This is a genomic window from Sphaerisporangium sp. NPDC051011 (assembly GCF_040653595.1).
Lineage (GTDB): Bacteria > Actinomycetota > Actinomycetes > Streptosporangiales > Streptosporangiaceae > Sphaerisporangium.
On sequence record NZ_JBFAGG010000012.1, the window covers coordinates 192,953 to 218,430 of the forward strand.

Annotated in this window: 20 protein-coding genes and 2 pseudogenes; 5 read left to right on the forward strand and 17 right to left on the reverse strand. The window is 71.8% G+C overall.

The window, feature by feature from the left end:
* Window positions 1-26: 26 nt before the first annotated feature.
* Window positions 27-953: an LD-carboxypeptidase gene (locus AB0H21_RS27180; RefSeq protein ID WP_358521779.1), complete on the reverse strand. Its 927-nt coding sequence runs from the start codon at window positions 951-953 to the stop codon at window positions 27-29.
* A 161-nt stretch (window positions 954-1,114) separates the two neighbouring features.
* Between AB0H21_RS27180 and AB0H21_RS27185 the strand changes: the two genes are divergently transcribed.
* On the forward strand, window positions 1,115-2,014 hold the full coding sequence (locus AB0H21_RS27185) for a sulfotransferase (protein WP_358521782.1): 900 nt from the start codon (window positions 1,115-1,117) through the stop codon (window positions 2,012-2,014).
* A gap of 22 nt (window positions 2,015-2,036) precedes the next feature.
* Here the strand turns inward: AB0H21_RS27185 and AB0H21_RS27190 are convergent, their stop codons facing one another.
* The 4 genes from AB0H21_RS27190 to AB0H21_RS27205 form a co-directional block, all read right to left on the reverse strand.
* The gene (locus AB0H21_RS27190) at window positions 2,037-3,911 is read right to left on the reverse strand and encodes an ABC transporter ATP-binding protein (RefSeq protein WP_358521784.1); all 1,875 of its coding nucleotides are present in this window, start codon (window positions 3,909-3,911) and stop codon (window positions 2,037-2,039) included.
* Between the two features lie 191 nt (window positions 3,912-4,102).
* Window positions 4,103-4,882, reverse strand: coding sequence for an enoyl-CoA hydratase/isomerase family protein (locus tag AB0H21_RS27195; protein ID WP_358522032.1), 780 nt, complete (start codon window positions 4,880-4,882; stop codon window positions 4,103-4,105).
* A gap of 292 nt (window positions 4,883-5,174) precedes the next feature.
* Complete coding sequence (locus AB0H21_RS27200) at window positions 5,175-5,390, reverse strand: helix-turn-helix domain-containing protein (protein ID WP_093173121.1); 216 nt, start codon at window positions 5,388-5,390, stop codon at window positions 5,175-5,177.
* Between the two features lie 114 nt (window positions 5,391-5,504).
* Window positions 5,505-7,103, reverse strand: a complete 1,599-nt coding sequence (locus AB0H21_RS27205; protein ID WP_358521787.1) for an ABC-F family ATP-binding cassette domain-containing protein — start codon at window positions 7,101-7,103, stop codon at window positions 5,505-5,507.
* Window positions 7,104-7,549: 446 nt separating this feature from the next.
* On the opposite strand from AB0H21_RS27205, the gene AB0H21_RS27210 reads away from it, so the two are divergent.
* A complete protein-coding gene (locus AB0H21_RS27210; RefSeq protein WP_358521789.1) occupies window positions 7,550-8,554 on the forward strand; it encodes a HAMP domain-containing sensor histidine kinase in 1,005 nt (334 codons plus the stop codon).
* 13 nt (window positions 8,555-8,567) lie between these two features.
* Here AB0H21_RS27210 and AB0H21_RS27215 read toward each other — a convergent pair whose 3' ends face one another.
* A complete protein-coding gene (locus AB0H21_RS27215) occupies window positions 8,568-9,242 on the reverse strand; it encodes an acVLRF1 family peptidyl-tRNA hydrolase (RefSeq protein ID WP_358521792.1) in 675 nt (224 codons plus the stop codon).
* Window positions 9,243-9,496: 254 nt separating this feature from the next.
* Between AB0H21_RS27215 and AB0H21_RS27220 the strand changes: the two genes are divergently transcribed.
* Entirely contained in the window at window positions 9,497-10,681 is a 1,185-nt protein-coding gene (locus AB0H21_RS27220) for an EAL domain-containing protein (RefSeq protein WP_358521795.1), read from the forward strand.
* A 189-nt stretch (window positions 10,682-10,870) separates the two neighbouring features.
* On the forward strand, window positions 10,871-11,896 hold the full coding sequence (locus AB0H21_RS27225; protein WP_358521797.1) for a DUF2278 family protein: 1,026 nt from the start codon (window positions 10,871-10,873) through the stop codon (window positions 11,894-11,896).
* 56 nt (window positions 11,897-11,952) lie between these two features.
* Here AB0H21_RS27225 and AB0H21_RS27230 read toward each other — a convergent pair whose 3' ends face one another.
* From AB0H21_RS27230 to AB0H21_RS27260, 7 genes and pseudogenes are all read right to left on the reverse strand, one after another.
* Window positions 11,953-12,558 carry a response regulator transcription factor gene (locus tag AB0H21_RS27230; protein ID WP_358521799.1) on the reverse strand — a complete coding sequence of 202 codons (606 nt, stop codon included), beginning with the start codon at window positions 12,556-12,558 and terminating at the stop codon, window positions 11,953-11,955.
* Window positions 12,559-12,580: 22 nt separating this feature from the next.
* Window positions 12,581-13,774: a histidine kinase gene (locus AB0H21_RS27235; protein WP_358521802.1), complete on the reverse strand. Its 1,194-nt coding sequence runs from the start codon at window positions 13,772-13,774 to the stop codon at window positions 12,581-12,583.
* Window positions 13,775-13,777: 3 nt separating this feature from the next.
* Entirely contained in the window at window positions 13,778-14,551 is a 774-nt protein-coding gene (locus AB0H21_RS27240) for an ABC transporter permease (RefSeq protein ID WP_358521804.1), read from the reverse strand.
* A gap of 4 nt (window positions 14,552-14,555) precedes the next feature.
* On the reverse strand, window positions 14,556-15,455 hold the full coding sequence (locus AB0H21_RS27245; protein WP_358521807.1) for an ABC transporter ATP-binding protein: 900 nt from the start codon (window positions 15,453-15,455) through the stop codon (window positions 14,556-14,558).
* A gap of 115 nt (window positions 15,456-15,570) precedes the next feature.
* Window positions 15,571-15,762 (reverse strand): annotated as a pseudogene (gene hisG, locus AB0H21_RS27250) (ATP phosphoribosyltransferase); the annotation flags it as partial.
* A 12-nt stretch (window positions 15,763-15,774) separates the two neighbouring features.
* Window positions 15,775-16,563: a hypothetical protein gene (locus AB0H21_RS27255; RefSeq protein WP_358521809.1), complete on the reverse strand. Its 789-nt coding sequence runs from the start codon at window positions 16,561-16,563 to the stop codon at window positions 15,775-15,777.
* A 337-nt stretch (window positions 16,564-16,900) separates the two neighbouring features.
* The gene (locus AB0H21_RS27260; RefSeq protein WP_358521811.1) at window positions 16,901-17,842 is read right to left on the reverse strand and encodes a hypothetical protein; all 942 of its coding nucleotides are present in this window, start codon (window positions 17,840-17,842) and stop codon (window positions 16,901-16,903) included.
* Between the two features lie 258 nt (window positions 17,843-18,100).
* On the opposite strand from AB0H21_RS27260, the pseudogene AB0H21_RS27265 reads away from it, so the two are divergent.
* A pseudogene (locus AB0H21_RS27265) lies at window positions 18,101-18,586 on the forward strand (DEAD/DEAH box helicase); the annotation flags it as partial.
* A gap of 144 nt (window positions 18,587-18,730) precedes the next feature.
* Here AB0H21_RS27265 and hisG (AB0H21_RS27270) read toward each other — a convergent pair.
* The 4 genes from hisG (AB0H21_RS27270) to AB0H21_RS27285 all read right to left on the reverse strand — a co-directional run bounded on the left by hisG (AB0H21_RS27270) (window position 18,731) and on the right by AB0H21_RS27285 (window position 25,023).
* Window positions 18,731-19,576, reverse strand: coding sequence for an ATP phosphoribosyltransferase (hisG, locus tag AB0H21_RS27270; protein ID WP_358521813.1), 846 nt, complete (start codon window positions 19,574-19,576; stop codon window positions 18,731-18,733).
* A 66-nt stretch (window positions 19,577-19,642) separates the two neighbouring features.
* Window positions 19,643-19,906 (reverse strand): phosphoribosyl-ATP diphosphatase, encoded by a 264-nt coding sequence (locus AB0H21_RS27275; protein WP_358521816.1) that lies wholly within the window; start codon window positions 19,904-19,906, stop codon window positions 19,643-19,645.
* A gap of 379 nt (window positions 19,907-20,285) precedes the next feature.
* The gene (locus AB0H21_RS27280; protein ID WP_358521818.1) at window positions 20,286-21,995 is read right to left on the reverse strand and encodes a ThuA domain-containing protein; all 1,710 of its coding nucleotides are present in this window, start codon (window positions 21,993-21,995) and stop codon (window positions 20,286-20,288) included.
* A 136-nt stretch (window positions 21,996-22,131) separates the two neighbouring features.
* Window positions 22,132-25,023: a carbohydrate-binding protein gene (locus tag AB0H21_RS27285; protein WP_358521820.1), complete on the reverse strand. Its 2,892-nt coding sequence runs from the start codon at window positions 25,021-25,023 to the stop codon at window positions 22,132-22,134.
* Window positions 25,024-25,478 lie beyond the last annotated feature (455 nt).

The following is a 25,478-nucleotide window of genomic DNA, read 5'->3' on the forward strand; positions in this document are numbered from 1 at the left end:
ACCGCCGTCATCCCCCGGACCAGCGACTACATTGCCGTGGCCGGGTCGCGGAACAGGCAAGTCAAAGAGCACGATTCTGCATCAATAACCGCTTCCGCCCCCATCCAGGCGGTGAACTGTGGTGTCCCGTGGCCGATCGGCAGGCCCGCGATCATGGGCACCCCCAGCGGGGCCAGCCGCTCGACGAGCGCGGGCATCGGGTCCCCGCAGTCCACCCAGGAGCCGAGGACGACGCCGGCGGCGCCGTCCAGGCACCCGGCCTGGACGAGCTGGGTCAGCATGCGGTCGACGCGGTACGGTTCCTCCCCGACGTCCTCCAGCAGGACGATGCGCCCCTGGGCGCGCAGCGCGTACGGGGTTCCGCACAGGGCGGCCAGCAGCGACAGGTTGCCGCCGGTGAGCGTGCCCTCCGCGCGGCCGGGGACGATCACGCGGTCGCCGGTGATCGGGCCGGGAGCCTCGGTCTCGAACAGCGACGCGAGCAGGTGGTCGAGCGACGTCCGGTCGGGCCCCTCGGGGTCGCCCAGGGTCTCGCAGGCGGGCATCGGCCCGAAGCAGCTCGCCACGCCGAGGCGGACGGCGAACGCCTGGTGCAGGGCCGTGATGTCGCTGGACCCGAGCAGGATCTTCGGGCGCGCCGCCTCCATCGCGGGCCAGTCGAGCAGGTCGAGCAGGCGGGTGGCGCCGTAGCCGCCCCGCGCGCAGACGACCGCGCGGAAGGACGGGTCGCACCAGGCCTCCTGCAGGTCGGCCGCCCGGCCGGCGTCCGAGCCCGCGAGGTACCCGCGCCGGTGCATCACCCTCGGCATGACGACGACGTCCAGGCCGGCCTCGGTGAGCACCTGGCGGCCCCGGGCCAGGCGGACCGGGTCGACGGGCCCCGAGGGCGCGACGACGGCCACCCGGTCCCCCGGCCGCAGCCGGGACGGGATCCACAGGCGCCTGCCGCTCACCGGTCCGCCCCCAGGCCCGGTCCGGCGGCGGCGTCATGCCGCGAATCAGCGGATATGCCCGCCATGGTGAATACTCTTACCCAGGTGACGCCATATACCACCGAGAGGCGGGGCGTAGCCGGTTCGTTCACCTCGCAAAGGGTGTCAGACTGTCCTCACTAATGCGACCCCCGCCCCACATTCTCGTGGTCAACGGCATCAAGGTCCGCAGACCGGTGTTCGTGCTGGGCGCCCCGCACTCCGGCGCGGACCTGCTCGCCCGTGCCCTGAAACGCTCGCCGGGGTTCCACGTCACGATCGGCCGCGCGGCCGTCGCCCACGTCGTCTACGCGTTCGCGCGACGGCCGTCGATCATGCGCAGGAAGGGCGGCGGCGCGGTGCGGGTGCTGCGCGACGCGCTCGCCGAGGCCTGGCAGATCGTCCCCGGGGCCTGCGCCGAGTGCCCGGCGGCCTGCCGGGAGGCCGGGGCCGTCACCGGGACGGGGCCGTGCGCCTCCCCCGGCGCCGTCGTGCGGTTCGGCGACGCCAACCCCGACCTGCTCTACAGCGCCCCCGTGCTGATACAGGCCTTCCCCGACGCCCGCTTCGTCCAGTTCATCCGGGACGGCAGGGACGTCGCCGCCGACATGCTCGCCGACCGCGCGTCCATGGCGTGGGCGCGCCCGGGCACGCTCAGCGACGAGACCGAGTTCCCCAACCCGTTCCTCGGGGTCAACGCGGGAGAGCACCGCGACAAGTGGTCCCGCATGGACCCGGCCGGCAAGTGCGCCCTGCGCTGGCGCAGCGCCGTCCGCCTGAGCGCCGCGCTGCGCCAGGAACTGCCCCGCGACCAGTTGCTCACGGTCCGGTACGAGGCCATGGCCGCCTCCCCCACCGAGACGATCGCCACGGTGTCGGAGTTCCTGGAGTCCCGGGTCTCGACGGTGGCCCTGTACGGCGCGGCGGCCCCGCGGGTCGGCGCGTGGCGCACCGCGCTGGAGCCGCGGCAGGCGGCGCTGGTGGAGAAGGTCGCCAAGGGCGAGCTGGTGCGGCTCGGCTACCTGGAGCCGGCGTCCACCTGACCGGCACCCGTCCGAAGGGTGCTCACCTCTGGTGCTCGAACTGGGTGCGGTACAGCTCGGCGTAGGCGCCGCCCTGGGCGAGCAGGTCGTCGTGACGGCCCCGCTCGACCACCCGGCCGTCCTGGACGACCAGGATCGTGTCGGCCTCGCGGATCGTCGACAGCCGGTGCGCGATCACCAGGGACGTCCGGCCGGCCAGCGCGGTCTTCAGCGCCCGCTGGACCGCGGCCTCGGACTCGGAGTCCAGGTGCGCCGTGGCCTCGTCCAGCACGACCACGTCCGGCGCCTTCAGCAGGAGCCTGGCCAGCGCCACCCGCTGCTTCTCGCCGCCGGAGAGCCGGTAGCCCCGGTCGCCGACGACGGTGTCCAGGCCCTCGGGCAGCGACTCGATCAGCTCGCCGATCTGCGCGGCGTGCAGCGCCTCCCAGATCTCCTCGTCGGTGGCGCCGGGCCGGGCGTACCGCAGGTTGGCGCCGATGGTGTCGTGGAACAGGTGGGCGTCCTGCATCACGACGCCGACCGTCTCGCGCAGCGAGGCCAGCGTGGCGTCGCGCACGTCGACGCCGTTGACCCGCACCGCGCCGCCGGTCACGTCGTACAGCCGGGAGACCAGCGAGGTGATCGTGGTCTTGCCCGCGCCGGAGTGCCCCACCAGCGCGATCAGCTCGCCGGGCGCGGCGGTGAAGCTCACGCCCTTGAGCACCTCCTGGCCGGGCCCGGTGTCGGGGCGGGCCACCGACTCCAGCGAGGCCAGCGAGACCTCCTCGGCCGAGGGGTACTGGAAGCGGACGTCGTCGAACTCGATCGTGACCGGTCCCTGCGGCAGCGGCCGGGCGCCGGGGCTCTCGGCCACCATCGGCCGCAGGTCCAGCACCTCGAAGACGCGGTCGAAGCTGACCAGGGCGGTCATGATGTCGACGTGGACGTTGGACAGGCTGGTCAGCGGCCCGTACAGGCGCATGAGCATCGCCGCGAGCGCGACCAGCGTGCCGATCGGGAAGGCGCCGTCGACTACCAGGACACCGCCCGCGCCGTACACCAGGGCGGTGGCGAGCGCGGCGACCAGGCCGAGGGCTACCCGGAACACCGTGCCGTACATGCCGACCGTGATGCCGACGTCGCGCACCCGCCCGGCGCGCTCGCCGAAGTGCGCGGCCTCGTCCTCGGGCCGGCCGTACAGCTTGGCGACCATGGCGCCGGCGACGTTGAACCGCTCGGTCATCACCGAGCTCATCTCGGCGTCGAGTTGCATCTGCTCGCGGGTCAGCCCGGACATGCGGCGCCCCACCCAGCGGGCCGGGAAGATGAAGACCGGCAGCAGGACGAGCGCGACCAGCGTCACCTGCCACGACAGCAGCAGCATCGCGCCGAGCACCATGATCAGGCTCACGACGTTGGAGACGACGGTCGACAGGGTGCTGGTCAGCGCGCGCTGGGCGCCGATGACGTCGCTGTTCAGCCGTGAGACGAGCGCGCCGGTCTGGGCGCGCATGAAGAACGCCACCGGCATCCGCTGCACGTGGTCGAAGACCTCGGTGCGCAGGTCGTAGATCAGGCCCTCGCCGATGCGCGAGGAGAACCACCGCTGCACCAGCCCGAGCCCGGCGTCCACCACGGCGAGGCCCGCGATCATGAGCGACAGCCAGATCACGATGTCGGTGCGGCGCGGGACGATGCCCTGGTCGATGATCGCCTTCAGCAGCAGCGGGTTGGCGATCACGATCGCCGCGTCGAGCACGACGAGCACCAGGAAGGCGGCGATGTGCCAGCGGTAGGGCCTGGCGTACCGGGCGATGCGCGGCACGGTGCCCGGCGTCAGCCGCTCCTTGGTCACGGAGCTGTCCCGCCGCAGGGACCGCATCACTTGGGGGCTGTATCCCCCGCCCAGCATCGACATCGTGCTTCTTCGCCGGTCCTCTCCACGTTCGCCCGTCTTCTTCGGCGAAGCGCGCGTCCCGGTCGCGCCATTCCCCGATCAGCCCGGATCAGCTCACAGCGAACGATCATCGCAGGGAGTCCGGCCGCCGGGCGCCCCGGGTCAGGCGGGGCCCCGCTGTTCCTCTCCGCCGCTCACGGCGGCTTCACCACCTACCGCTCCGGGGCGGCGAATTCCGCGGCGGGCGCGGCGAACAGCGCCCGCACACGCGCCACCTGCTCGGCGCGCTCGGCCGCGGCCTGCTCCTCCAGCGAGCGGCCCGGCGCGGCCCGCAGCAGCCGTTTGGTCGCCGTGGCGGCGGCCCTGTCGGTCGCGAGCAGGGCGGACGCGAGCTTCGCCGTGGCCGCCTCCAGTTCCTCGCGCGGGACCACCTGCTCGGCGAGACCGAGCCTCAGCGCCTCCCCGGCCTCGACGACGCGGGCGGTGAGGCAGATCTCCACGGCTCTGGCCACGCCCACGAGGTCGACCAGCGGCTTGGTGCCGGTGAGGTCGGGGACGAGCCCGAGCGCGGGCTCCTTCATGCAGAATCTGGCGTCGTCCGCGAGGATCCGCAGGTCGCAGGACAGGGCCAGTTGGAATCCGGCCCCGATCGCGTGTCCCTGAACCGCCGCGATCGACACGATGTCCGGCCGGCGCAACCACAGGAACCCCTGCTGGGCCCCCTGGATCCGCCGTTCGAACGCCTCGGAGTCGAGCGCGGCCACGGACGCGAACGAGCCCTGCCCCGGCACCCCCTCCGGAGTGAACATTCGCAGGTCTATGCCCGCTGAGAAGGACGGCCCCTCGCCTCTGACCACGACGACACGCACGTGCCCGGGCAGCGTACTGCCGATCCGGGCCAGGGCCGACCAGGTGGCGAACGTCTGAGCGTTCCGCTTGTCCGGCCGGTCCAATGTGATCGTCGCGATCTCGCCGTCCACCTCGAAGCGCATGCCGATCTCCGCGAGCTCCTCGCTGCCGAGGGCCCTGTCAGCCTCGCCGCGCACATCCTCCGAGCGACTCCGCGCTCCGTTCGTGCCCGGTCCGGCGCCCTCGCCCGCCGAGATCGCCGCCGCACTCCCCCCAGCCGTCGCTTCCGGCATCGCTCGCTCCGTTCGTGAAGTCGCGGCCCCGCCACGTCCGGCCCCGGTGATGATTCCAGAATCGGATTCTACCGGTGGGCGCGGGTCGGCCACGGACGAACAGGACGAGCGGTTGCGGTCGCGCGTTCCGAGGCGGCCGCTTCTAGCGCTTCGACTTACCCCGGGTGGCCCCGCCGCGCCCGCGCAGAGTCACGCCGGACTCGCTGAGGATGCGGTGGATGAACCCGTACGACCTGCCGGTGGAAGCGGCAAGCGCGCGGATGCTCTCACCCGCGGCGTAGCGCTTCTTAAGATCGGCGGCCAGCTTCTCACGGTCGGCCCCGGTCACCCGGGTGCCCTTCTTCAGAGTCTCGGCCACGAGTACCTCCTGTAGTGCCAGACTTCCGCAGCGTTACTCACGCCATGATCAGTCATTTCAGCCGGATCGGCTACCTACTCCACGGGAAAAGATCCGTACCCGCTCAAATTAAGATCAGGCAAGTGCCACAAGATCGGAAAATTCATCACTCCAAGCGTCTTCCACTCCGTCCGGTAGCAAGATCACCCTATCCGGTCGTAGGGCCTCTACGGCACCCTCGTCATGTGTAACGAGGACAATTGCCCCAGAATAGGACCTCAGAGCTGAAAGTACTTGATCGCGGCTGATCGGATCCAGATTGTTCGTAGGTTCGTCCAACAGCAGGACGTTGGCGCTCGAGAGCACCAGTGTGGCCAGGGCCAGTCGTGTCTTCTCCCCTCCGGACAGGACCGAGGCGGGCTTGTCGGCGTCGTCGCCGGAGAACAGGAACGAGCCGAGCACGTTGCGCAGGCCGACATCGGGCACGTCGGGACCGGCGGAGCGCATGTTCTCCAGCACGGTGCGGTCGCCGTCCAGGGTCTCGTGCTCCTGGGCGTAGTAGCCCAGCTTGAGGCCGTGACCAGGGCGGATCTGGCCGGTATCGGGCTTCTCCAGGCCGCCCAGCATGCGCAGCAGCGTGGTCTTGCCCGCGCCGTTGAGGCCGAGCACCACCACCCGGCTGCCCCGGTCGACGGCGGCGTCCACGTCGGTGAAGACCTCCAGCGAGCCGTAGGACTTCGACAGGCCGGTCGCCGTCAGCGGGGTGCGGCCGCAGGGGGCGGGATCGGGGAAGCGCAGCTTGGCGACCTTGTCGCTGCGGCGCTCCTCCTCGACGCCCGCGAGCAGGCGCCTGGCCCGCCGCTCCATGTCCTGCGCGGCCTTGGCCTTGGTCGCCTTGGCGCGCATGCGGTCGGCCTGCGAGAGGAGCTGGGACGCCTGGCGCTCGGCGTTGGCGCGCTCGCGCTTCCTGCGGCGCTCGTCGGCCTCGCGCTGGGCGAGATAGGCGGTCCAGCCGACGTTGTAGGTGTCGACGACGCAGCGGTTGGCGTCGAGGTGCAGAACGCGGTTGACCGTCGCTTCAAGAAGCCCGACATCGTGGCTAATAATGATCAAGCCGCCCTGGTGTGATCGTAAAAAATCACGAAGCCACCCGATTGAGTCTGCATCGAGGTGGTTTGTCGGCTCGTCAAGCAGGAGAGTCTCCGCTCCGCTGAACAGAATGCGGGCCAGCTCGACCCGTCGTCGCTGGCCTCCGGACAGGGTCTCCAGGGGCTGCTTGAGCACCCGGTCGGGCAGGCCCAGGCTGGAGGCGATCGACGCGGCCTCGGCCTCCGCCGCGTACCCGCCGAGGACGTGCAGCCGGTCCTCCAGGCGGCCGTACGCGCGGACGGCGCGGTCGCGGACGCGCTCGTCGGCCGAGGCCATGCCGCCCTCGGCCTCGCGCAGCTCCCGCAGCACCTCGTCCAGGCCGCGGGCGGACAGGATGCGGTCGGAGGCGAGCACCGCCAGGTCGCCCGTGCGGGGGTCCTGGGGGAGGTAGCCGACGCTGCCGCTGGTGGTGACGGTGCCGGTGGCGGGCAGGCCCTCGCCCGCGAGCACCTTGCACAGCGTGGTCTTGCCCGCGCCGTTGCGGCCCACCAGGCCGATGCGGTCGCCGGGGTTGACGCGGAAGGACGCCCCTTCGATGAGCAGGCGGGAACCGGCGCGCAGTTCGATGTCGGACGCGATGATCATGATGAGGGAACACTCCCAGAGCGGGGAACGAGATTCGAGGGACGTGCTGTCGGAAAAGAGCACGGGTGCCGCGAGACGGCCCGGCCGCCTCCGTGGTGAGTGCGCCGATCAATCGGGAGTGCGCATAGGCCTAGTGTAAGGCCCGCGCTCCCCTGGGGCCCCGTACCCGCGGCCCGGCGTCCGGCCGCCCGCCGCCGGGTGCCCCGGAACCGGCCGCCGATCGCACCACCCGCCCGCCGCCGGGGTACTCGCCGACCACGTTGTCGCAGGTCATTGCAGTTGAGCACGTAGAGTTAGGGAACGGAGTCGCCGACCTGCAAACGTCGGCGCCCACCCGCGGAGGCAGGTGCCGTGCCCTCGCGGGTTCCCGTGTCATGACCTGACAGGAGGTCCCCCGGGCGGGTACCGGGGAGCGGGAGGCCGATACCGCGCGGACGGAGGCATCTGTGGGCATCTGGCACACGCGGGCGCCGTCATGCGACCACATCAGGCGCGGGCGGAATCGCTCCGGCGCCCGCCGGAACGCGACGGGCGCCTCCTCGGGCACCGCCTCGGGCGCCGACGGGATCACCGCGGTCGCCGGCAGGGTCGCCGGCGGCCTCCCCGCGGTCGCCCTCATCACCACCGCCGCCCTGGCCGCCCGGGCGGCCGGCAGGAAGGTGCTGCGCCGGGTGAGCGACATCTCGGCCGAACTGGCCGCGATCTACGAGGGCGACGCCGGCGGCAGCATCGCCCCGGAGCACGACCCCGAGGAGATCGCCGAGCTCGTCCGCCATCTCAACGTCACCCTGCAGATGCTCTCCCGGGAGCGCGGATTCACCTCCGACGTCTCCCACGAGCTCCGTTCTCCCATCACCGCGCTCCGGGCGGAACTGGACGACGCGCTCCTGTACCCCGGCCAGACCGACGTGCCGACCCTGACCACCCGGCTGCTGCCGTGCGTCGACCGCCTGGAGGCCATGGTGACGGACCTGCTGACGCTGGCGCGGTCGCGGGTGGGGCGCGCCGGGCGGCGTGAGCGGTTCGACCTCGACGAGTGCGCGCGTCAGGTGGTGTCGGAGCGGCTGGACCGGTGCCCGGTCACCCTGATGGCCGGCTCGGGCGTCACGGTGGACGCCGTGCCCGCCGAGATCAGGCGGGCCCTGGTCAACCTGCTGGACAACGCCCAGCGCTACGCCCGCAAGACGGTGGACGTCGAGGTCCGGCGGCAGGGCGGCGACGCGCTGCTCGCGGTGTCCGACGACGGCGAGGGGGTGCCCGAGGCCGACCGGCGGCGGATCTTCGAGCGGTTCACCCGGCTCGACGTCTGCCCCGATCGCGACGGCCCGGGCACCGGCCTCGGCCTGGCGATCACGCAGGAGATCGCCCGCGGGCACGGCGGGTCGATCCACGTCGAGGACTCCGAAACCGGCGGGGCGCGGTTCGTCCTGCGCCTCCCGCTGTCCGCCTGACGCGGGCGCGGGCTCAGTCCCCCGGGTCGACGACGCGGATGCGCACCGCCCTGAACCTCTGAGGCGTCTCCTTCAGCACGGCCAGCCGGGGGTCGGGGACGTCCAGGAACGGCCCGGACGCGAGCGCGAAGACGGCGGCGAGCCTGCGGTCCTCGCGCAGCGCGTCGGCCGCCCGCCGGTCCCCGCCGAGCACGACGGCGTCCAGGTCGGGCACGTGCGGGCCGAGCACCCGGGCGGCGACGTCGGCCGCCGCCCCGAGGGCCTCGTCCGCCTGCTTGCGCCTGCGCCGGGCGAAGCGCTGCTGGGACCAGCCCCCGGCGGCGCTGCGCCCGTGGACCTGCCGGGAGCCGACCTTGGAGGCCACCAGGCGCTCGCCCTCGAACACGCCGGCGGCGTACCCGCCCAGGCGCACGAGCAGCACCCCGACGCGCCGTTCGCGCGCCGCGTGCGCGGCCAGGTCCGCCACGGGGCCGCCCTCGCCGGCCGGGCCGTCCTGGACCGGCAGCGGAGGGAACGGCACGTGGCACTCGGCCAGGGCGCCGTCCTCGGCGCGCAGCCGGACCACGTCGCCCTCCGTGACGGCGACGACGGGGCCGTGGCGTCCGGCGAACCCCTGCGCCCAGCCCGCGAGGCGCTCGGGGGCGACCGACACCCACCGCCCGCCTCCCGCCGCGGGACGTGACGTCACGATCTCCTCCTCCCGGGCCCGGGCGAACCCGTGCGCCGCCCGACCGCACACCTTACCGAGGGCGGGATCCCGGCGGTCGCGGGCGGCTCGGGGAGGGCGGGACGAGGGGTCCGGGACCGTGATCATGGTCACGAACGGTGACACTGTTCCGGACTTCCAGTAAAGAAGAACTTCCCTTCCAACGAAAGGGGAAATGTGGGTGAATTCGCCTTTCTGGGCGGTAGTTCCCCCTGAAACCGCAGGACAATCGCCACGTGACGGTCCCCAGGTCCACCTCTCCGGCCGCTTCACCCCCGGAACTCTCCACCGCCGACGACGCCTACCGCCAGGCATCCGGCGGCTCTCCCCTATTCCAGCCGATCGTCGACCTCGACACCGGCGGAGTGATCGCCGTCGAGGCCGGCGCCGGCGTCACGCCTCCCGGCTTCTCCCGTGACATCTCCTCCGCCGTCGCCGCCGCCTACGCCGCCGCGCGCGAGGAGGCCCTGCTGCCCCTCCTCCTGACCGTCGCGTCGGGGGCCGTGATCGAGGGCTCCGCCGCCATGGCGCCGCTCCACGAGGCGATGCGCGCCACGCGACGGCGGCCCCGCGAGGTCATCCTGGTCGTCACGGGCGACTTCCCCCCCGAGTACCGCCAGGCGCTCCTGGTCGGCATCGAGGGCCTGCGGACCATCGGGTACCTGGTCGCCCTCGGCGGCCTCGGCACCACCCACATGCCACTGGACCTGGTCGCCGACGCCTCGCCGTACGCGGCCGTCCTGTCCCCCGAGCTGGTCGACCGCATCCCCCGCGACCCGCGGCGCAACGCGCTCGGCGAGGCCGTCGCCCAGATGGCCAAGACCATCGGCATCCACGTGCTCGCGCCGCACGTGCGCGACGAGCTGCAGCTCACCACGCTGCGCGGCTGGGGCATCCGGCTCGCCCAGGGCCCGCTGCTCGCCCCGCCCGACTGGCGTCCCGCGCACGGCCGCGTGCACGTCCCCCTGCCGGTGCCGGCGTCGGCCGCCGAGCCGTCCACGATCGACCTCGGCCCGCGGGTCCAGGAGTTCCTCATGCCCGCGGTCACCCTGGAGATGGACGCGACGGCCGAGGACGTGGTCGACGCGCTCGGCACCGAGCCGTCGATCACCAGCGTCATCCTGGTGGACGAGTACCAGCGGCCCCGGGGCAGCGTGGAGCGCAGCCGCTTCCTGCTGTCCATCGCCGGGCCCTACGGCCACGCCCTGCACGCCAAGAAGCCCGCCCACCGCCTGGCCGACGCGCCGCGCGTCGTGCCGAAGACGACGCCCGCGATCGCGGCCATGCAGGTCGCGGGCAAGGACGGCGCCCGCGTCTACGACGACCTGGTCGTGGTGGACGAGGTGGGGCGGTGCATGGGGGTGGTCCACGTCGGCGACCTGATCCGCCACGTCGCCGACCTGCGCCCGGGACGCCGCTGAGGGACGTCCGGGAACGTTCCGGCCGTACCGGGCCGTCCCCTCGCGCCGTTTCGGCCCGGCCTCGCGTGTCGCGCCCCGGTGGGCCTGGATGCGCGACCGGCCCGGCGTTACCCTGCTCCTGGCGCGCCGGGGGGCGCGGGGGGACGGGGGCGGCGCGGGCATGTTCCGCTCCCTTGGAAGGGGTTCGCGATGCCGCTCAAGTCTTATGGTGTGCTCGCCGGCCGGGCGGTCTCCCGGCGCAGAGAAGGCCGCGGCGACACACCGCACTACCAGATCCACCTCGTCGACGACATGGGCACGAACTACCGGGCGGCGGTCAACGTCCTGTCCCAGCAGGCGCCCTCGGAGCTGCTGTACGCGGCGGTGGAGGACTTCCGTCACCCGCTCACCGCGGCGCTGCCACCCGCGGGCAGCGGATGGACGTCGCTGCCCAGCGCCCCGGGCGGCGCCGCGGCGGACTTCATCCGGGGCAACCTGTTCGACCCGGCGGCCATGCGCCCGCTGCCGCCGGACCTGCCCGGCGAGGACAACGACCTGGCCGACCTGCTGGACCACTACGTCCAGCGGGCGATCGGCGACCCGCGGGCCGGGGTGTACGTCCTCGGCGAACGCTGGGGGCCCGAGCCGAGGACCGCGGACAAGATCTTCGGGTTCCTGCCCGGCAACGGCGTGCACGACGTGCACATGAACCAGGGCAACAGCGGCCGCTTCCGCGCCGACGACCACGTGTGGCAGGACGGGGCCCTGCTGGTGCACCTTCCGGTTCCATCGCGGCCGGCCGAGTCGCGGTGGGTGGGCATCTTCCTGGCGTTCCAGTCCCAGGCCTGGCACACCGACGACGTCACCGGGCACGCCCTCGCCGAGGCGCCGGCCCGTCCCGCCACCGGCGCGGACGCGCGGGTGCGGATCATCGCGGCGCTGGCCAACCCCACCGGCCCGGCGCCCGAGCACGAGACCGTCACGCTGCTCAACGCCTCGCCCGACCCGGTCGACCTGGCCGGGTGGCGCCTCGCCGACCGCGCCAAGAACAACCTGGCGCTGCCCGCCGGGCCGCTGGCCCCGGGCGCGACCCTGGTGGTGCCGACCGGCGAGGGGCTCCAGCTCGGCAACAAGGGCGGGGCGATCACCCTGCTGGACCCGGCCGGGCTGAAGGTCCACGGCGTGGCCTACACCGCCGACCAGGCCGCCCGGGAGGGGTGGACCATCACCTTCTGACGCCTTCTGACCCGCCGGGAGGCGACGCGCCGGGGCCGGGCCCTTTCACGGCCCTCTCAGAGCCAGCCCTGGGCCTCGGCGCGCTGCACGGCCTCGATGCGGTTGCGGGCGTGGGTCTTCTGGATCGCCGAGGACAGGTAGTTGCGGACGGTGCCCTCCGACAGGTGCAGGCGCCCGGCGATGTCCCCGATCGTGGAACCGTCCGAGGCGGCGCTGAGGACGTCGCGCTCGCGCGCCGACAGCGGGTTCGGCCCGGCGCTGAGCGCGGCGGCCGCCAGGCCCGGGTCGATCACCCGCTCGCCGCCGAGCACGCGACGGATCGCGGCGGCCAGCTCCTTGGCGGGGCTGTCCTTGACCATGAAGGCCGAGGCGCCCGCCTCCATGGCCCGCCGCAGGTAGCCGGGCCGGCCGAACGTCGTGAGGATCATGACCCGGCAGCCGGGGGCCGCGCGCAGGATCTCGGCCGTCGCGGTGATGCCGTCCATCACGGGCATCTCGATGTCGAGCAGGGCGATGTCCGGGCGGGCGGACACGACGGCGGCCACGGCGTCCTCGCCCGTGGCGGCCTCCCCCACGACCTCGATGTCGGGCTCCAGCCCGAGCAGGGACGCCAGCGCGCCCCGGACCATGGCCTGGTCCTCGGCGAGCACCACCCTGATCATCGACGCTCCCTGGGGCGAGGCCTCACGACGGAGGCACGGACGTACCACAGGCAGGCGAGTCTACGGCCACGGGCACCGTGATCCGCAGCCGGAACCCGCCTCCCGGGCGCCCCCCGGCGTCGAGGGACCCGCCGGCCGCCCGGACGCGCTCGGCCAGCCCCGTCAGGCCGCTGCCGAACGCGAGCCCGCCGGCGGCGGCCCCGTTGTCCGCGACCTCCAGCCCCGCGGCGCCGTCCTCGTGGGTGCCGTCCTCGTAGGTAACGGAGATCTCGCAGCGGGTGGCCCGCGCGTGCCGGACGACGTTGGTCACGGCCTCGCGCACGGCCCAGCCGAACAGGCCGTCCAGCGGGTCGGGCAGCGGGGTGCCGGACGTGCGGACGGTCACCGCCACCCCGGCGGCGCCGAGCGCGGCGCGTGCGTTGTCGAGCTCCTCCGACAGGCCCCGCCGCCGGTAGCCGGTCACCGCCTCGCGCACCTCCTGCAGCGCCGTCCGCGCCACCGACTCGATGTCGCGGATCTCGCCGGCCGTCCTCGGCGAGCCCTGCTCGGCCAGGCGCCCGGCCAGCTCGCTCTTCAGCACGATCAGCGACAGGGTGTGCCCGAGCAGGTCGTGCAGGTCACGGGCGATGCGCAGGCGCTCCTCCCCCGCCGCCAGCCGGGCGACCTCGCCCTGGGCGCGGTGCAGCTCGACGACCAGCATCCGCGTGTTGCGCACGCTCATGAACAGCATGGACAGCGTGGAGATCTGGAGCAGCAGGAGCGTGATCGTGCCGCCGTCTGCGCCGTCCGCCAGTCCCTCGGCCAGCACGACCACGGCCATGGCGACGACCCCGGCGATCGCCCGCCGCATCGGCAACGCCATGCTGATGACCACCGTGACGTAAATCGGCAGCGCGAGCCAGCCGCCGCCGAACACCAGCGGGAAGATCACGGCCATCGCCACGGTCAGGCCGAGCAGCGGGTACGTCCAGCGGCCTGGCTCGCCGTAGTTCACCGGGCTCAGCACGGTGGCGAGGAACGTCGCGATGAACGCCACCAGCGCCAGGACGGCCCAGACCGCCTTGACGCCGGTGATCGCGCCCGAAGTCACGTCGCCGATGGGGTAGAACAGGTAGACCAGCCCCAAGGAGGTGCCGATCAGGCGCCTCCAGCGGGGCGGCCTCTGCTCCGTCCCGCCGAAGGTCAGGACGCCGCTCACGCGGCTCTCGGGGCTCATGCGTCAGGCCCGCGCCGTCGCCCTGCGGTAGGCGGCGATCGCCAGCGTGCACAGCGCGGCCCCCCAGGCGAGGATGCCGCCGACCGCCGCGGCGCGCGGGGCCTGCCCGGCGACGATCCGCTGCCCGAGCTCGGCGTAGTCGTAGGACGGCAGCACGTGGGCGACCGAGCGCAGGACGCCCGGCAGCATGTCGGCGGGGAACCACAGGCCGCCGAGCAGGGCGAGGCCGAACATCCCGATGACGGCGAGCGGCTGGGCGGTGTCCGGCGGCACGAGCGAGCCGATGACCAGGCCGAGCGCGGCGAAGGGGATCGTCCCGGCCCACATGACGGCGATCAGCGCGGCCCACTGGCCGGCGGGCAGCGAGACGTGCTGGGTGAGCACCGCGGCGAGCACGACCAGCAGCAGCGCCGGGAGCACCAGCAGCAGCGAGGTGATCACCTTGGTGACGATGATCGCCCAGTTGGGCATGGGGGTGATCTGGAGCTGGCGCAGCCAGCCGGTCTGCCGTTCCTGCGACCACGGCACGGCGGTGGACATGATGGACGCGGCCAGCGCGCCGTAGGCGGCCATCGACACCATGAGCGCCACGCTGCCCCGCACGCCGGTCGACGCGTCGGTCTGGTCCCCCCAGAGGTTGGAGTACAGCAGGTAGAAGCCGACGGGGAAGGCCACGACGAAGATGATGTAGCGCTTGTTGCGCAGCATGCGGACGGCTTCGAGCCGCACGTAGGCCGGCATCACGTTCAGGATCGGGTTCGGCGTCGAGTTCGGCATGGTCTCAGTTCTCCGCGGACCGGGTGAGGGCGAGGAAGGCGTCCTCCAGGGCGGCGCCGCGCACCCGCAGGTCGCGCACCTGGAGGGTCGTCTTACGGTAGAGCGCGTCCACGGTGGCGTCGACATCGGCGGTCACCAGCCGGGCCGTACCCTCGGCGCCGGAGTCGATCTCGACCGCGGTGACGCCCGGCAGGGCGTCCAGCCCGGCCGCGGACTGGCCGCCGAGCGAGAAGGACACCGAGCTGCCGCCCGCTCCGGCCTTGATCTGCGCGGCCGTGCCGTCGGCGACGACCCTGCCCCGCGCGACGACGATCACGCGGTCGGAGTTCTCATCGGCCTCTTCCAGGTAGTGGGTGGCGAACAGGACCGTGCGGCCCAGGGACGCGTAGGCGCGCATGCTCTGCCAGAACGCGCGGCGCGACTCGACGTCCATCGCGGCGGTGGGCTCGTCCAGCACCAGCAGCTTGGGGGCGCCCGCGACGGCCAGGGCGAAACGGACGCGCTGGGCCTGCCCGCCGGACAGCGCCCCCGCCCGCCGCGACGCCAGGCCGGTGAGGTCGGCCATGCGCAGCACGTCGTCCAGCGGGAGCGGGGCGGGGTACAGGCGGCGGACGAAGTCGACCAGCTCGCGCACGGTCAGCTCGGGGATCAGCGCGCCCTCCTGGAGCATGGCGCCGATCTCGCCGGCCGCCACGGCCTCGCCGGGGGCGCGTCCGAAGATCCTGACCTGGCCGGAGGTGGGGCGGGTCAGGCCGAGCAGCATGTTGATCGTCGTGGACTTCCCCGCGCCGTTGGGGCCGAGCAGGGCGACGGTGCGGCCGGGCTCCATGGCGAGGTTCAGGCCGCTGACGGCGCGAACCTCGCCATAGCTCTTGCTCACGTCGGTGAGGTCGATGGCGTTCATGGGGACAACGCTAGGAAGCCCGCGCGGGGATCCTCAGTGCCGCCCGTCCGGGCCTCGCGGTGACATTTGTCATCCGCGATCTCCCGGCGCGGGCGGGCACCGGTCATGCGCGGGCTCAGATGCGGCAGCCGAAGATGGCCGTGGCGAGGACGGCCTTGGCGCCGATCTCCGAGAGCCGGTCCATGACCTGCTGGTGGCCCTTGCGCGGGACCATCGCGCGGACCGCGACCCAGCCCTCGCGGTGCAGCGGCGAGACCGTGGGCCCCTCCATGCCGGGGGTGATCGCGATGGCCTCGTCGATGCGCTGAGGGGGCTGCGCTCAGCCCCCGATGGGGCCGTAGTTGGCGACCGAGGAGATGCGGTCGTTCCAGCCGATCCGGCCCAGGTCGGGTATGTCGATGCCCGGGGTGCCGTACAGCCTGATGCCGCCGTAGTTGATGTGCTCGTAGTAGAAGACCAGGCAGTTGGTCGCGCCGATCGAGCTGATGGTGTCGTTCCAGTCGGAGCCGGGCCAGGAGCCGTGCCTGACCCGGGTCAGGTCGGGCCAGCCGAGCTTGGCGCCCAGCCAGAACCAGTCACCGCCGTAGAAGTGGTGCTCGAACATCTGCACCTCACCGATCGTGGGCGGCCGAGGGCCGGCGCGCATGTCGTCGGGCGTGGCGGTGCCTGTGCTCGACCGGCCGATCGCCTTGGCCGCCCATATCGCCGTGCGCAGCGGCCGGTCGTCGGTGAAGGCCAGGATGCGATCGGTGGAACCGTCGGCCACGAAGGTCAGCACCTGACCGTCGAAGCGCGTGACGTCCGCCGGGTCGTACTCGACGCCGTCGATGACCACGGCCACCTGCGGCACCCGGTGCGACAGGAGCGCGGACGGCGGGTCGGCGTCCAACGGAACGGGCGCGAGAAGGCGGGTGCAGTCGAGGGGCTCGGGCTCGGCGGGTGGCGGCACCGCCAGGGCGTGCTGGACCAGGGACTCCAGCGTGGTGATGCCCGCCTCGCGCAGGACGGCCAGGACGTCGTCCTCGTTCAGCCCGCCGACGTTCCCGGAGAACCGCAGAAGCCTATCGACGCCTCGCCGGGTCTCGACGCTGAGCTGATCACTTGACATGGGTGTGTCTCCGTTCGAGGGGGGTACTCGAGAGACGCCCACCATGGTCGGAGGGCCGCGACCAAGCGTATCCGAAACGTAGTCGACCGACTACATAAAGTTAGATCCGTCTGCGAGCCTCCTCATCCGGAGGCGTTGCGGAACCTGGGTGAAGCGCCGGGAGCCGCGCCTGTGGGCCTTTCACTGTTGCACCGTAGGCAGCGGCTGCTGCCACCGCTGATTTCCGCATCAATCCTCCCCGAAGGTCCGCCGCACGATTCGGTTCCCGAGATCGGCTCCGAACTTGTCGACGAACGCGCCCGCCCCTCCGGGCGGGCGCGGCGAGGACGAAGACCGTCTAGGCGATGGAACCGGTCCAGTAGGCGGCGGCCTTCTTGTAAACCCCGTACAATTCGCCGTCGAAGTACGGCGAGACGCCGGTGTCGTACCGGCTGTCGCCATCGGTGTCGGAAACGCTGATCGTGATGCCGTTGAGATAGCCCGTACGGCTGTCGCCGCTGTACTGGGTCAGCCACGAGGACCCGAGAGAGCCCTCACCGGTGAACGGCGAATCCACGCCGACAGACCGGTCCATCCTGAGGGGCGTGACCTTCGCCGCGAACGTCGATCCGGTCGAGCGTTCGAGGGTCTCTCCGGTGTAGGGCAGGCTGCCGTCGGGGTGAGGACCGGCGGGGTACCCGAGGACGTCGACCGTGGGCGCGAGCGGCTGATTGATCGCGATTCCCTGCCCGCCGACGCTATCGCCCAGCCTCCCGAGATCGGTCAGCACGTCCGGCAACGCGGAGACGACCCCGTTGTACACGTTGACGAAGGCGTAGTCCCGGTCGTAGTCCCGGAGGTCGTCGAAGTCGTAGTGCGTGTAGGCCTGCTTGCCGACATAGAGGCCGAACGGGGTCGTGCCGTCGGAGTAGCCAGGGACGAAGACCCACTTGAAGAGCGGGCCCATCGGGGCCTCGACGTCCAGCACGCAGTGACCCGCCGTCGCGACGACGTTCCGGAACTTCGAGTGCACGACCGTGCCCGTGCACCAGTGCGGCTGCAGGTCGCTGCCGATGAAGAACACCTTGCCCGAGGTCGCAGGCGTCCCGCTCTCCGGCGAGACCGGCCCCTCCAGCGGCGGGATGGATGCCGGAGGGCCATCCGGGACGATGTCGATGGACAGGCGTTCTCCGCCGGTCTCCGTCCGCACTGTGTACGGCGTGGCGTTCCTCAGATTGGCGGCCCCATCGGCGAGCCAGAACCCCGCGACCTGCCGAGCCGCCGTCACAGTGGAGGCCAACGGAACCGCCAGCGGACTCGCGGCCCGTGCCGGTTCGGTGACGACGGCGGAACCCAACAGACTCAACCCCACACCCAACGCGATCAGCGCACGCCTCAAGCTCGATCTCCCGTCCAGTCACCGGGGCGTCTTCCCGCCCCGTCAGCGCGGAGAGCCGGCCGATCGGCACGGCCCGCCAACAGCAAGATCGTAAACTCGGCCGAAGCCCTGGCCCTAGAAGTTTTAGATCACATGTTCGACACAGAAAGAGCGTCCCGCATGGACGTCTTCAAGGTTCACGAGCGACTCATCGGTGACTACGAGTCCTACACCTCCTCCTTCGTGGAGGTGCGTGACCCTGCCATCACGGCCGATGTCGAGCGGGAACGCGCACTCAAGACGCGCTGGCCCGATCCCTGGGTCTCGCTCAATCCTCGTTTCGTCTCCGGCGGTTCGATTCCAGATCTCATAGCCGATGGAGTGCTGCACCCCGGAACCGACTCGATATTCCGCAACAAACAGGCGGCGGAGGGCGTGCAAGGTCCTCCGCTGGTGCTGTACCGGCACCAACGGGAGGCCGTCGAACTGGCCCGAGACGGCCGCAGCTACGTGCTGACGACGGGAACGGGCTCGGGCAAGAGCCTTACCTACATCGTCCCGATCGTGGACTCGGTCCTGTGGAATCCAGAGCCCCGGCGGATCAAGGCGATCGTGGTCTATCCGATGAACGCGCTGGCCAACAGCCAGATGGAGGAATTGAAGAAGTACCTGGAGTTCGGGTTCCCCAAGGGAAGCCGACCCGTCACCTACGCGCGCTGCGCCGGCGCCGGGCGGGCCGAGGCATCGGGCTCGGACGTGGCGTGGCCTGAGCCCGCGGGCTCAGGGACCGCGGGCTCAGATGCGGCGGGCTCAGATTCGGCAGGCGAAGATGGCCGTGGCGAGGACGGCCTTGGCGCCGATCTCCGAGAGCCGGTCCATGACCTGCTGGTGGCCCTTGCGCGGGACCATCGCGCGGACCGCGACCCAGCCCTCGCGGTGCAGCGGCGAGACCGTGGGCCCCTCCATGCCGGGGGTGATCGCGATGGCCTCGTCGATGCGCTCGGCCCGGATGTCGTAGTCGATCATGACGTAGTCGCGGGCGACGATGACGCCCTGCAGCCGCCGGACGAGCTGGCGGACGCCGTTGGTCTCCTCGGCGCCGACCTGCTTGATCAGCACGGCCTGGGAGTGGGCGATCGGGTCGCCGAAGACCTCCAGACCGACGTTGCGCAGGGTGGTGCCGGTCTCGACCACGTCGGCCACGGCGTCGGCGACCCCGAGGCGGATCGCGGTCTCGACCGCGCCGTCCAGCTTGATCACCCGGGCCTCGACGCCGACATCGGCGAGGTGCTTGCCGAGCAGCCCGGCGTAGGAGGTGGCCACGCGCATGCCCTCCAGGTCCTTGACCGAGGAGAACGCGCCGGCCTTGGCGGCGAAGCGGAAGGTGGAGACGCCGAACCCGAGCGGCATGACCTCCTCGGCAGGGGCGCCGGAGTCGAAGAGCATGTCCAGGCCGGTGATGCCGGCGTCGAGCGTGCCCTCGCCAACGTAGACGGCGATGTCGCGGGGGCGCAGGAAGAACAGCTCGCAGCCGTTGTCGGGGTCGACGACGACGAGTTCCTTGGAATCCCTGCGGGGGCGGTAGCCCGCCTCCTTGAGGATGGTCTGGGCGGCCTCGGTGAGGACGCCCTTGTTCGGTACGGCTATGCGCAGCATGGCTTACGGAGATTCCTTCGGATCGGAGAGACGAGGCCGGTCGGCGAAGGCCGGGAGGGACCCGGCCTAGAGATGCTTGTAGACCTCGTCGAGCCCGATGCCCCGGGCGATCATCAGGACCTGCACGTGGTAGAGCAGCTGGGAGATCTCTTCGGCCGCGCGCTCGGCGGACTCGTACTCGGCCGCCATCCAGCTCTCGGCGGCCTCCTCCACGACCTTCTTGCCGATGGCGTGGACACCGGCGTCCAGCGCCGCGACGGTGCCCGACCCCGCGGGGCGGGTGCGCGCCTTGTCCGACAGCTCGGCGAACAGCTCTTCGAAGGTCTTCATGATCTCTCTCACGTCGGGGTGCCTGCTCGTCAAGAGTAGTCGTCCACCGCTGGAAGACGTGTCAGGCTCTCACCTGGCGAGATCGCGTCACGGTTCCCGGGCGTGCCGGGACGTCCCCGCGGCCCGGCACCGGGGGGCGCGCCGGGACGCGGGGAACGCTGTGTCACCCCGTCCGCCCGGGACCACCGGGGCGCCGCGGTGTCGGCGTCACCGCGGCGCGTCCGGGACAGCGATGCCCGGGGCCGGACGGGGCGCGGAGACGGGGCCGGTCGGCGTCGCGGTCCCGCCTCACGTTCTCCATGCCTTATGGCCTTCTACGGCCTTTGCCGACTCGTAGGGGAAATATGTGGCGTGTCCCTGAATGGATCAACCGTTTTCCTTACGGCAGCACCCACTTCTGGTTGGGGATGCCGGCGACGCAGTCCCAGATATGGATCTGGGTGCCGTCGGCGGAGTTGTTGCCGGCGACGTCCAGGCACTTGCCGGACTGCGGGTTGCGCACCGTGCCGTCGCCCTGCGGCGCCCAGTTCTGCGCGCCGGTGCCGTTGCAGGTCCACAGCTGCACCTTGGTGCCGTTGGCGGTGCCGGCGTTGTCGACGTCCAGGCACTTGCCGAGCGCCCTGATCGTCTGGCCGTTGCCCGTGGTCCACTGCTGTGCCCCGGTGCCGTTGCAGGTGTAGAGCTGCACCTTGGTGCCGTCGGCCGTGCCGGCGTTGCTGATGTCCAGGCACTTGCCCGCCAGGCCCTTGATCGGACCGGTGCGGGTTGTGGGCGGCGCGCCGAGCTCCTTGATGCGGATGTTGCGGAACGAGACGTCGTCGCCGTCGCCGTGGTTCTGGAGGCCGATGTGGCCCTGGCGCAGGCTGCGGACGGGGTCGGTGTTGGTGAAGTCGTTGATCTTGGTGCCGTTCAGGAAGATCTGCACGCGCTCGCCCTCGACCAGCAGCTCGTAGGTGTTCCACTCGCCGGGCGGGTTGAGCGCGGCGTCGCGGGCGGCGACGTCGGCGGACTTGAACCCGTAGACCGAGCCGGTCGTCTTGTCGGGGGCGTCGGTGGCGTCGATCTGGATCTCGTAGCCGTTGTTCACCGCCGACCACGGGTCGCTGCTGGCCGGGAAGCCGATGAACACGCCGGAGTTGTCGTCGCCCGGCATCTTCCAGTCGAGCTTCAGGGAGTAGGAGCCGAACTCCTTGGCCGAGTACCACAGCATGCCGAGGCCGCCGAAGGAGGTCAGGGCGCCGTCGGCGTTGGTGAACCCGCCGGGCCCGGCCTGCGACCAGCCGGTGGTCGATCCGTTGTACAGCGTGGTGTAGCCGGACTCGGGACGGCAGTCCGCCTTGGTCTTGCCCGCCGCGTAGCGGATGCCGCCGAGCAGGTGGGCCCGGAAGGGGGCCTCGGAGAAGGAGGCGATGGTGTGGCCGCCGCCGGTGTAGAACGAGCGCCCGCCGCCGTAGGTCTTGCACCACGCCGTCGGGTGGTCGGCGCCCATGGTGCCGCCGGTGTAGGAGCCCTCGTCCAGGGTGGCCAGCACGCGGGCCGAGGCGCGGGGGTTGGTCTGGTAGTTGTACCACTCGTCGGTGCGGGTCCAGGTCGCCGGCAGCGAGGCTGTGGCGGCGTGCGCGCGGTCCACGACCCGGACGCCGGCCTGCTGGATGGCCGGGTGGGACGAGAACCAGGCGCCGACGAGCTGGCCGTAGAACGGCCAGTCGTACTCGGTGTCGGCGGCGGCGTGGACGCCCACGTACCCCTTGCCCGAGGCGATGTAGGACTCGAAGGCCGTCTGCTGGGCGGCGTTCAGCACGTCGCCGGTGGTGCTCAGGAAGATCACGGCCGCGTACTGGGCGAGGTTGCCGGTGGTGAACGCGGCGGCGTCCTCGGTCGCGTCGACGGTGAAGCTGTTGGCCGCGCCGAGGTCGCGGACGGCCTGGATCCCCGCGGGGATCGAATCGTGCCGGAATCCGGCGGTCTTGGAGAACACGAGCACCTTGTAGGGGGTGTCGGCCGCCATCGCCTGGCCCGTGCCGGCGCAGACCATGGCGGTGACGATGGCCGCCACCATGACCAGAGCGCGGCGCAGATGGTGTCTCAACTTGCTCCCTCCTTGTCCTGAGTGCCGAGTCGATGCCGTTGAGCGCTCCGATGCCGGAAGCACTCCGCCGGCGGCCCTCCCGGGCCGGTCGCAAACGGGGCGGCGCGAGGGCCGCCCCGTCAGCAGACGCGACCGGTCAGGGCAGGGTCCACTTCTGGTTGGCGGCGCCGGCGACGCAGTCCCAGATCTGGACCTGGGTGCCGTCGGCGGAGTTGTTACCGGCGACGTCCAGGCACTTGGCGGACTGCGGGTTGCGGAGCGTGCCGTCGCTCTGCGCCGCCCAGTTCTGCGCGCCGGTGCCGTTGCAGGTGTAGAGCTGCGCCTTGGTGCCGTTGGCGGTCGCTCCACCGGCCACGTCCAGGCACTTGCCGAGCGCCCGGAGGGTCTGGCCGTTCACCGCCCAGTTCTGCGCGCCGGTGCCGTTGCAGGTGTAGAGCTGCACCTTGGTGCCGTCGGCGGTGTCGGCGTTGCTGACGTCCAGGCACTTGCCCGCCAGGCCCTTCACCGGGCCGTTGCGGGCGGGGGCGCCGCCGGTCGCGAAGGTGAAGGCGTCGACGTCGTACAGCGCTCCCGCCCCGCCCTTGAACACCAGGTAGAGCGTGGTGGCGCCCGCCGGCCCCGGGTTCAGGGGGGTGGTGACGTCGCGGAAGGTCTCCCACCCGCCGGTCACCGGCACCGTCACGGCGCCGAGCAGGGTGCCCGTGGCCGACCCGGCCCGCACCTCCAGCGTGCCGCCGGCGCCGGCCGAGGAGACGCGCGCGGTGAAGGAGGTGACGCCGGAGAGCAGGTAGGGCTGGAAGGCGATCCAGTCGCCGTTTTCGATGTCGCCCACCGTCTTGCCGCCCTCGGCGCCCGTGTGGTTGATCGGGTTGACGCCGGAGGAGGACGAGTAGTGCTCGGCCTGGCGGTGCCTGGGCTGCAGCGTCACCTGGGCCGTGCCCTTCAGGCCGCCGGGGTCGGTGTACTCGGCGACCAGGACGCCGAAGGTGTTGGCGTCGGTGGCGTGCTCGCCGTCGACCGCGGTGGTGATCGTGCCCGAGCAGCCGGTCTTCGAGGTCATGGCGTGCGCGTGGCTGTCGTGGCCGAGCAGGTAGTTCATGGTGACCTTGGCGCAGTCCACCGTCCCGCCGTCGGGGTCGGTGACGCTGATGCCGTAGGAGACGGTGTCGCCGAAGGTGAACGGCTGCCCGTCCCCGGGCGAGGTGATCGTCACCTGCGGGGCCGTGTTGCCGACCGTGATGATCGCGTTCGCCGATCCCGTCGCCCCCTGCGGGTCCCTGACCGTCAGCGTGGCGGTGTAGGTGCCGTTGGCGGTGTAGGTGTGGGAGGGGTTGGCGGCGGTGGAGGTGCCGCCGTCGCCGAACGTCCACGCGTACGTCAGCGCGCCGCCCTCGGGGTCGGAGCTGCCGGCGGAGGAGAAGGCCACCGTCAGCGGCGCCTGGCCGGAGGTCGGGGCGGCGCTCGCCCGCGCGGTCGGCGCCCGGTTGCCGGTGCCGATGTGCTCGATGCGGTACAGCGCCGAGTTGGCGTCGCCGCCGAAGTACCCGGTGCCGTAGTCCAGGACGTACAGCGCGCCGTCGGGGCCGAAGGCCTGGTCCATGACCTGCTTGCCGGTGAACGGGACCGAGGTGATCGCGCCGCGGGCGCCGCCCGGGCCGACCTCGATGGCCTTGATCCAGCCCCGCCCGAACTCACCGGCGAAGTACACCCCGTCCAGTTCCTGCGGGAACTTCACCGGCGAGGTGGAGGAGGCGTCGTAGCGGTAGACGGGGCCGCCCATGGGCGACTCGGAGCCGCCGCCGAACTCCGGCGGGGAGCCGGCGTCGCCGCCGTACCGGATCCAGGCGGGCTGGGCGGCGGGGAGCGTGGGCCGCCCGGTGTTGCGGAAGGAGTTGTTCGCCGGGCCGCCGGCGCAGTTGTACTTCGCGCCGTTGACGCCGGTGGCGAAGTCGTACTCGGCGTAGGTCTCGGCGGCGGTGTTGGTCCCGGTGCAGTACGGCCAGCCGAAGAAGCCGGGGCCGGTGATCCGGTTGAACTCGACCTGGCCGCTCGGGCCGCGCGCCGAACTGGTCCCGGAGTCGGGGCCGTAGTCGCCGAGGTAGACGACGCCGGTGGCCTTGTCCACGCTCATGCGGAACGGGTTGCGAAAGCCCATGGCGTAGATCTCGGGGCGGGTGTTCGCGGTGCCGGGGGCGAACATGTTGCCGGCCGGGATGGAGTACGTGCCGTTGTCGTTCACCTTGACGCGCAGCACCTTGCCGCGCAGGTCGTTGGTGTTGGCGGAGGTCCGCTGCGCGTCGAAGACGGGGTTGCGGTCGGCGCGCTCGTCGATGGGGCTGTACCCGTCGGAGGAGAAGGGGTTGGTGTCGTCGCCCGTGCTCAGGTAGAGGTTGCCCGCGGCGTCGAAGTCGATGTCCCCGCCGACGTGGCAGCACATGCCCCGATCGGCGGGCACGTCGAGGACCTTCACCTCGCTGCCGGCCTGGAGCTTCCAGTCGGCGGTGAGGGTGAACCGGGAGAGCCGGTTGACGCCCTGCCAGGCCGTCCAGTTCGTTCCGTTCGCCGGGGCGTCGCCCGCGGGGGTGGACAGCGGGGGCGCGTAGTACAGGTAGATCCGGCGGTTGGTGGCGAAGCCGGGGTCGACGCCGACGCCCTGGAGCCCCTCCTCGTCGTGGGTGTAGACGGGGAGCGTGCCGACCACGGACGTCGTGCCGTCGGCGTCGGTGCGCCGTACTGTGCCGTCGCGGGCGGTGTGCAGCACCGAGCGGTCCGGCAGGACGGCCAGCGACATGGGCTCGCCGACCTCGGCCACGCCCTTGGCCAGCGTGACCTGCTGGAACGCCGCGGGGTTGACGGGCACCGCGGCGGCCGGGGACGCCCCGGCGACCAGCGCGCCCGCCGCCACGAGTAGGGAGGCCGCCGCCGCCCTGGCCCCGCGGGTGAGGCGCCACGCGAGGCGCCCCGATGGGGCGCGGCCGGGCGCGCTCGCGCCCATCGGCGCGCGCCGGTGTGGAATCGCCGTTGACATGCTCAATGTCTCCTTCCCTGGCCGATGTCTCGCCAGGCAAGGCGCGCCGCCCCCGCGCCTTGGGCACAGGTGCGTGCCCGGTCCTGTTTCCCGGAGGTTACGAACCGCACCTTCGGGGCTATTGGCCGCGACTCTAGATTCTTTCGATCGACCCGTCCAGCCTTTAGATCGGTAAATCGTAACTTTCGCTGATATGGGCGGAAGTTTGCGCGCGCTCGTCCCCGAGAAATGTGACGGGCCGCCGGGAACCCCGTCGGCGCCGAGGATTTCGGCCCTCCGAAACGCGGCCGACAAACACCTCGATATGCCCAAGCGACCCGAAAGTCGATTTGTCCTGACATTCAGTCACAAAACTCCGGACATCCGTCCGGCGTGGCACACAAACCCGGTGGTCAGACGGCCCGGTGCCACGATCGCAAGCCACTCGACCCTCACCGGATCCGGTGTGTTCATGT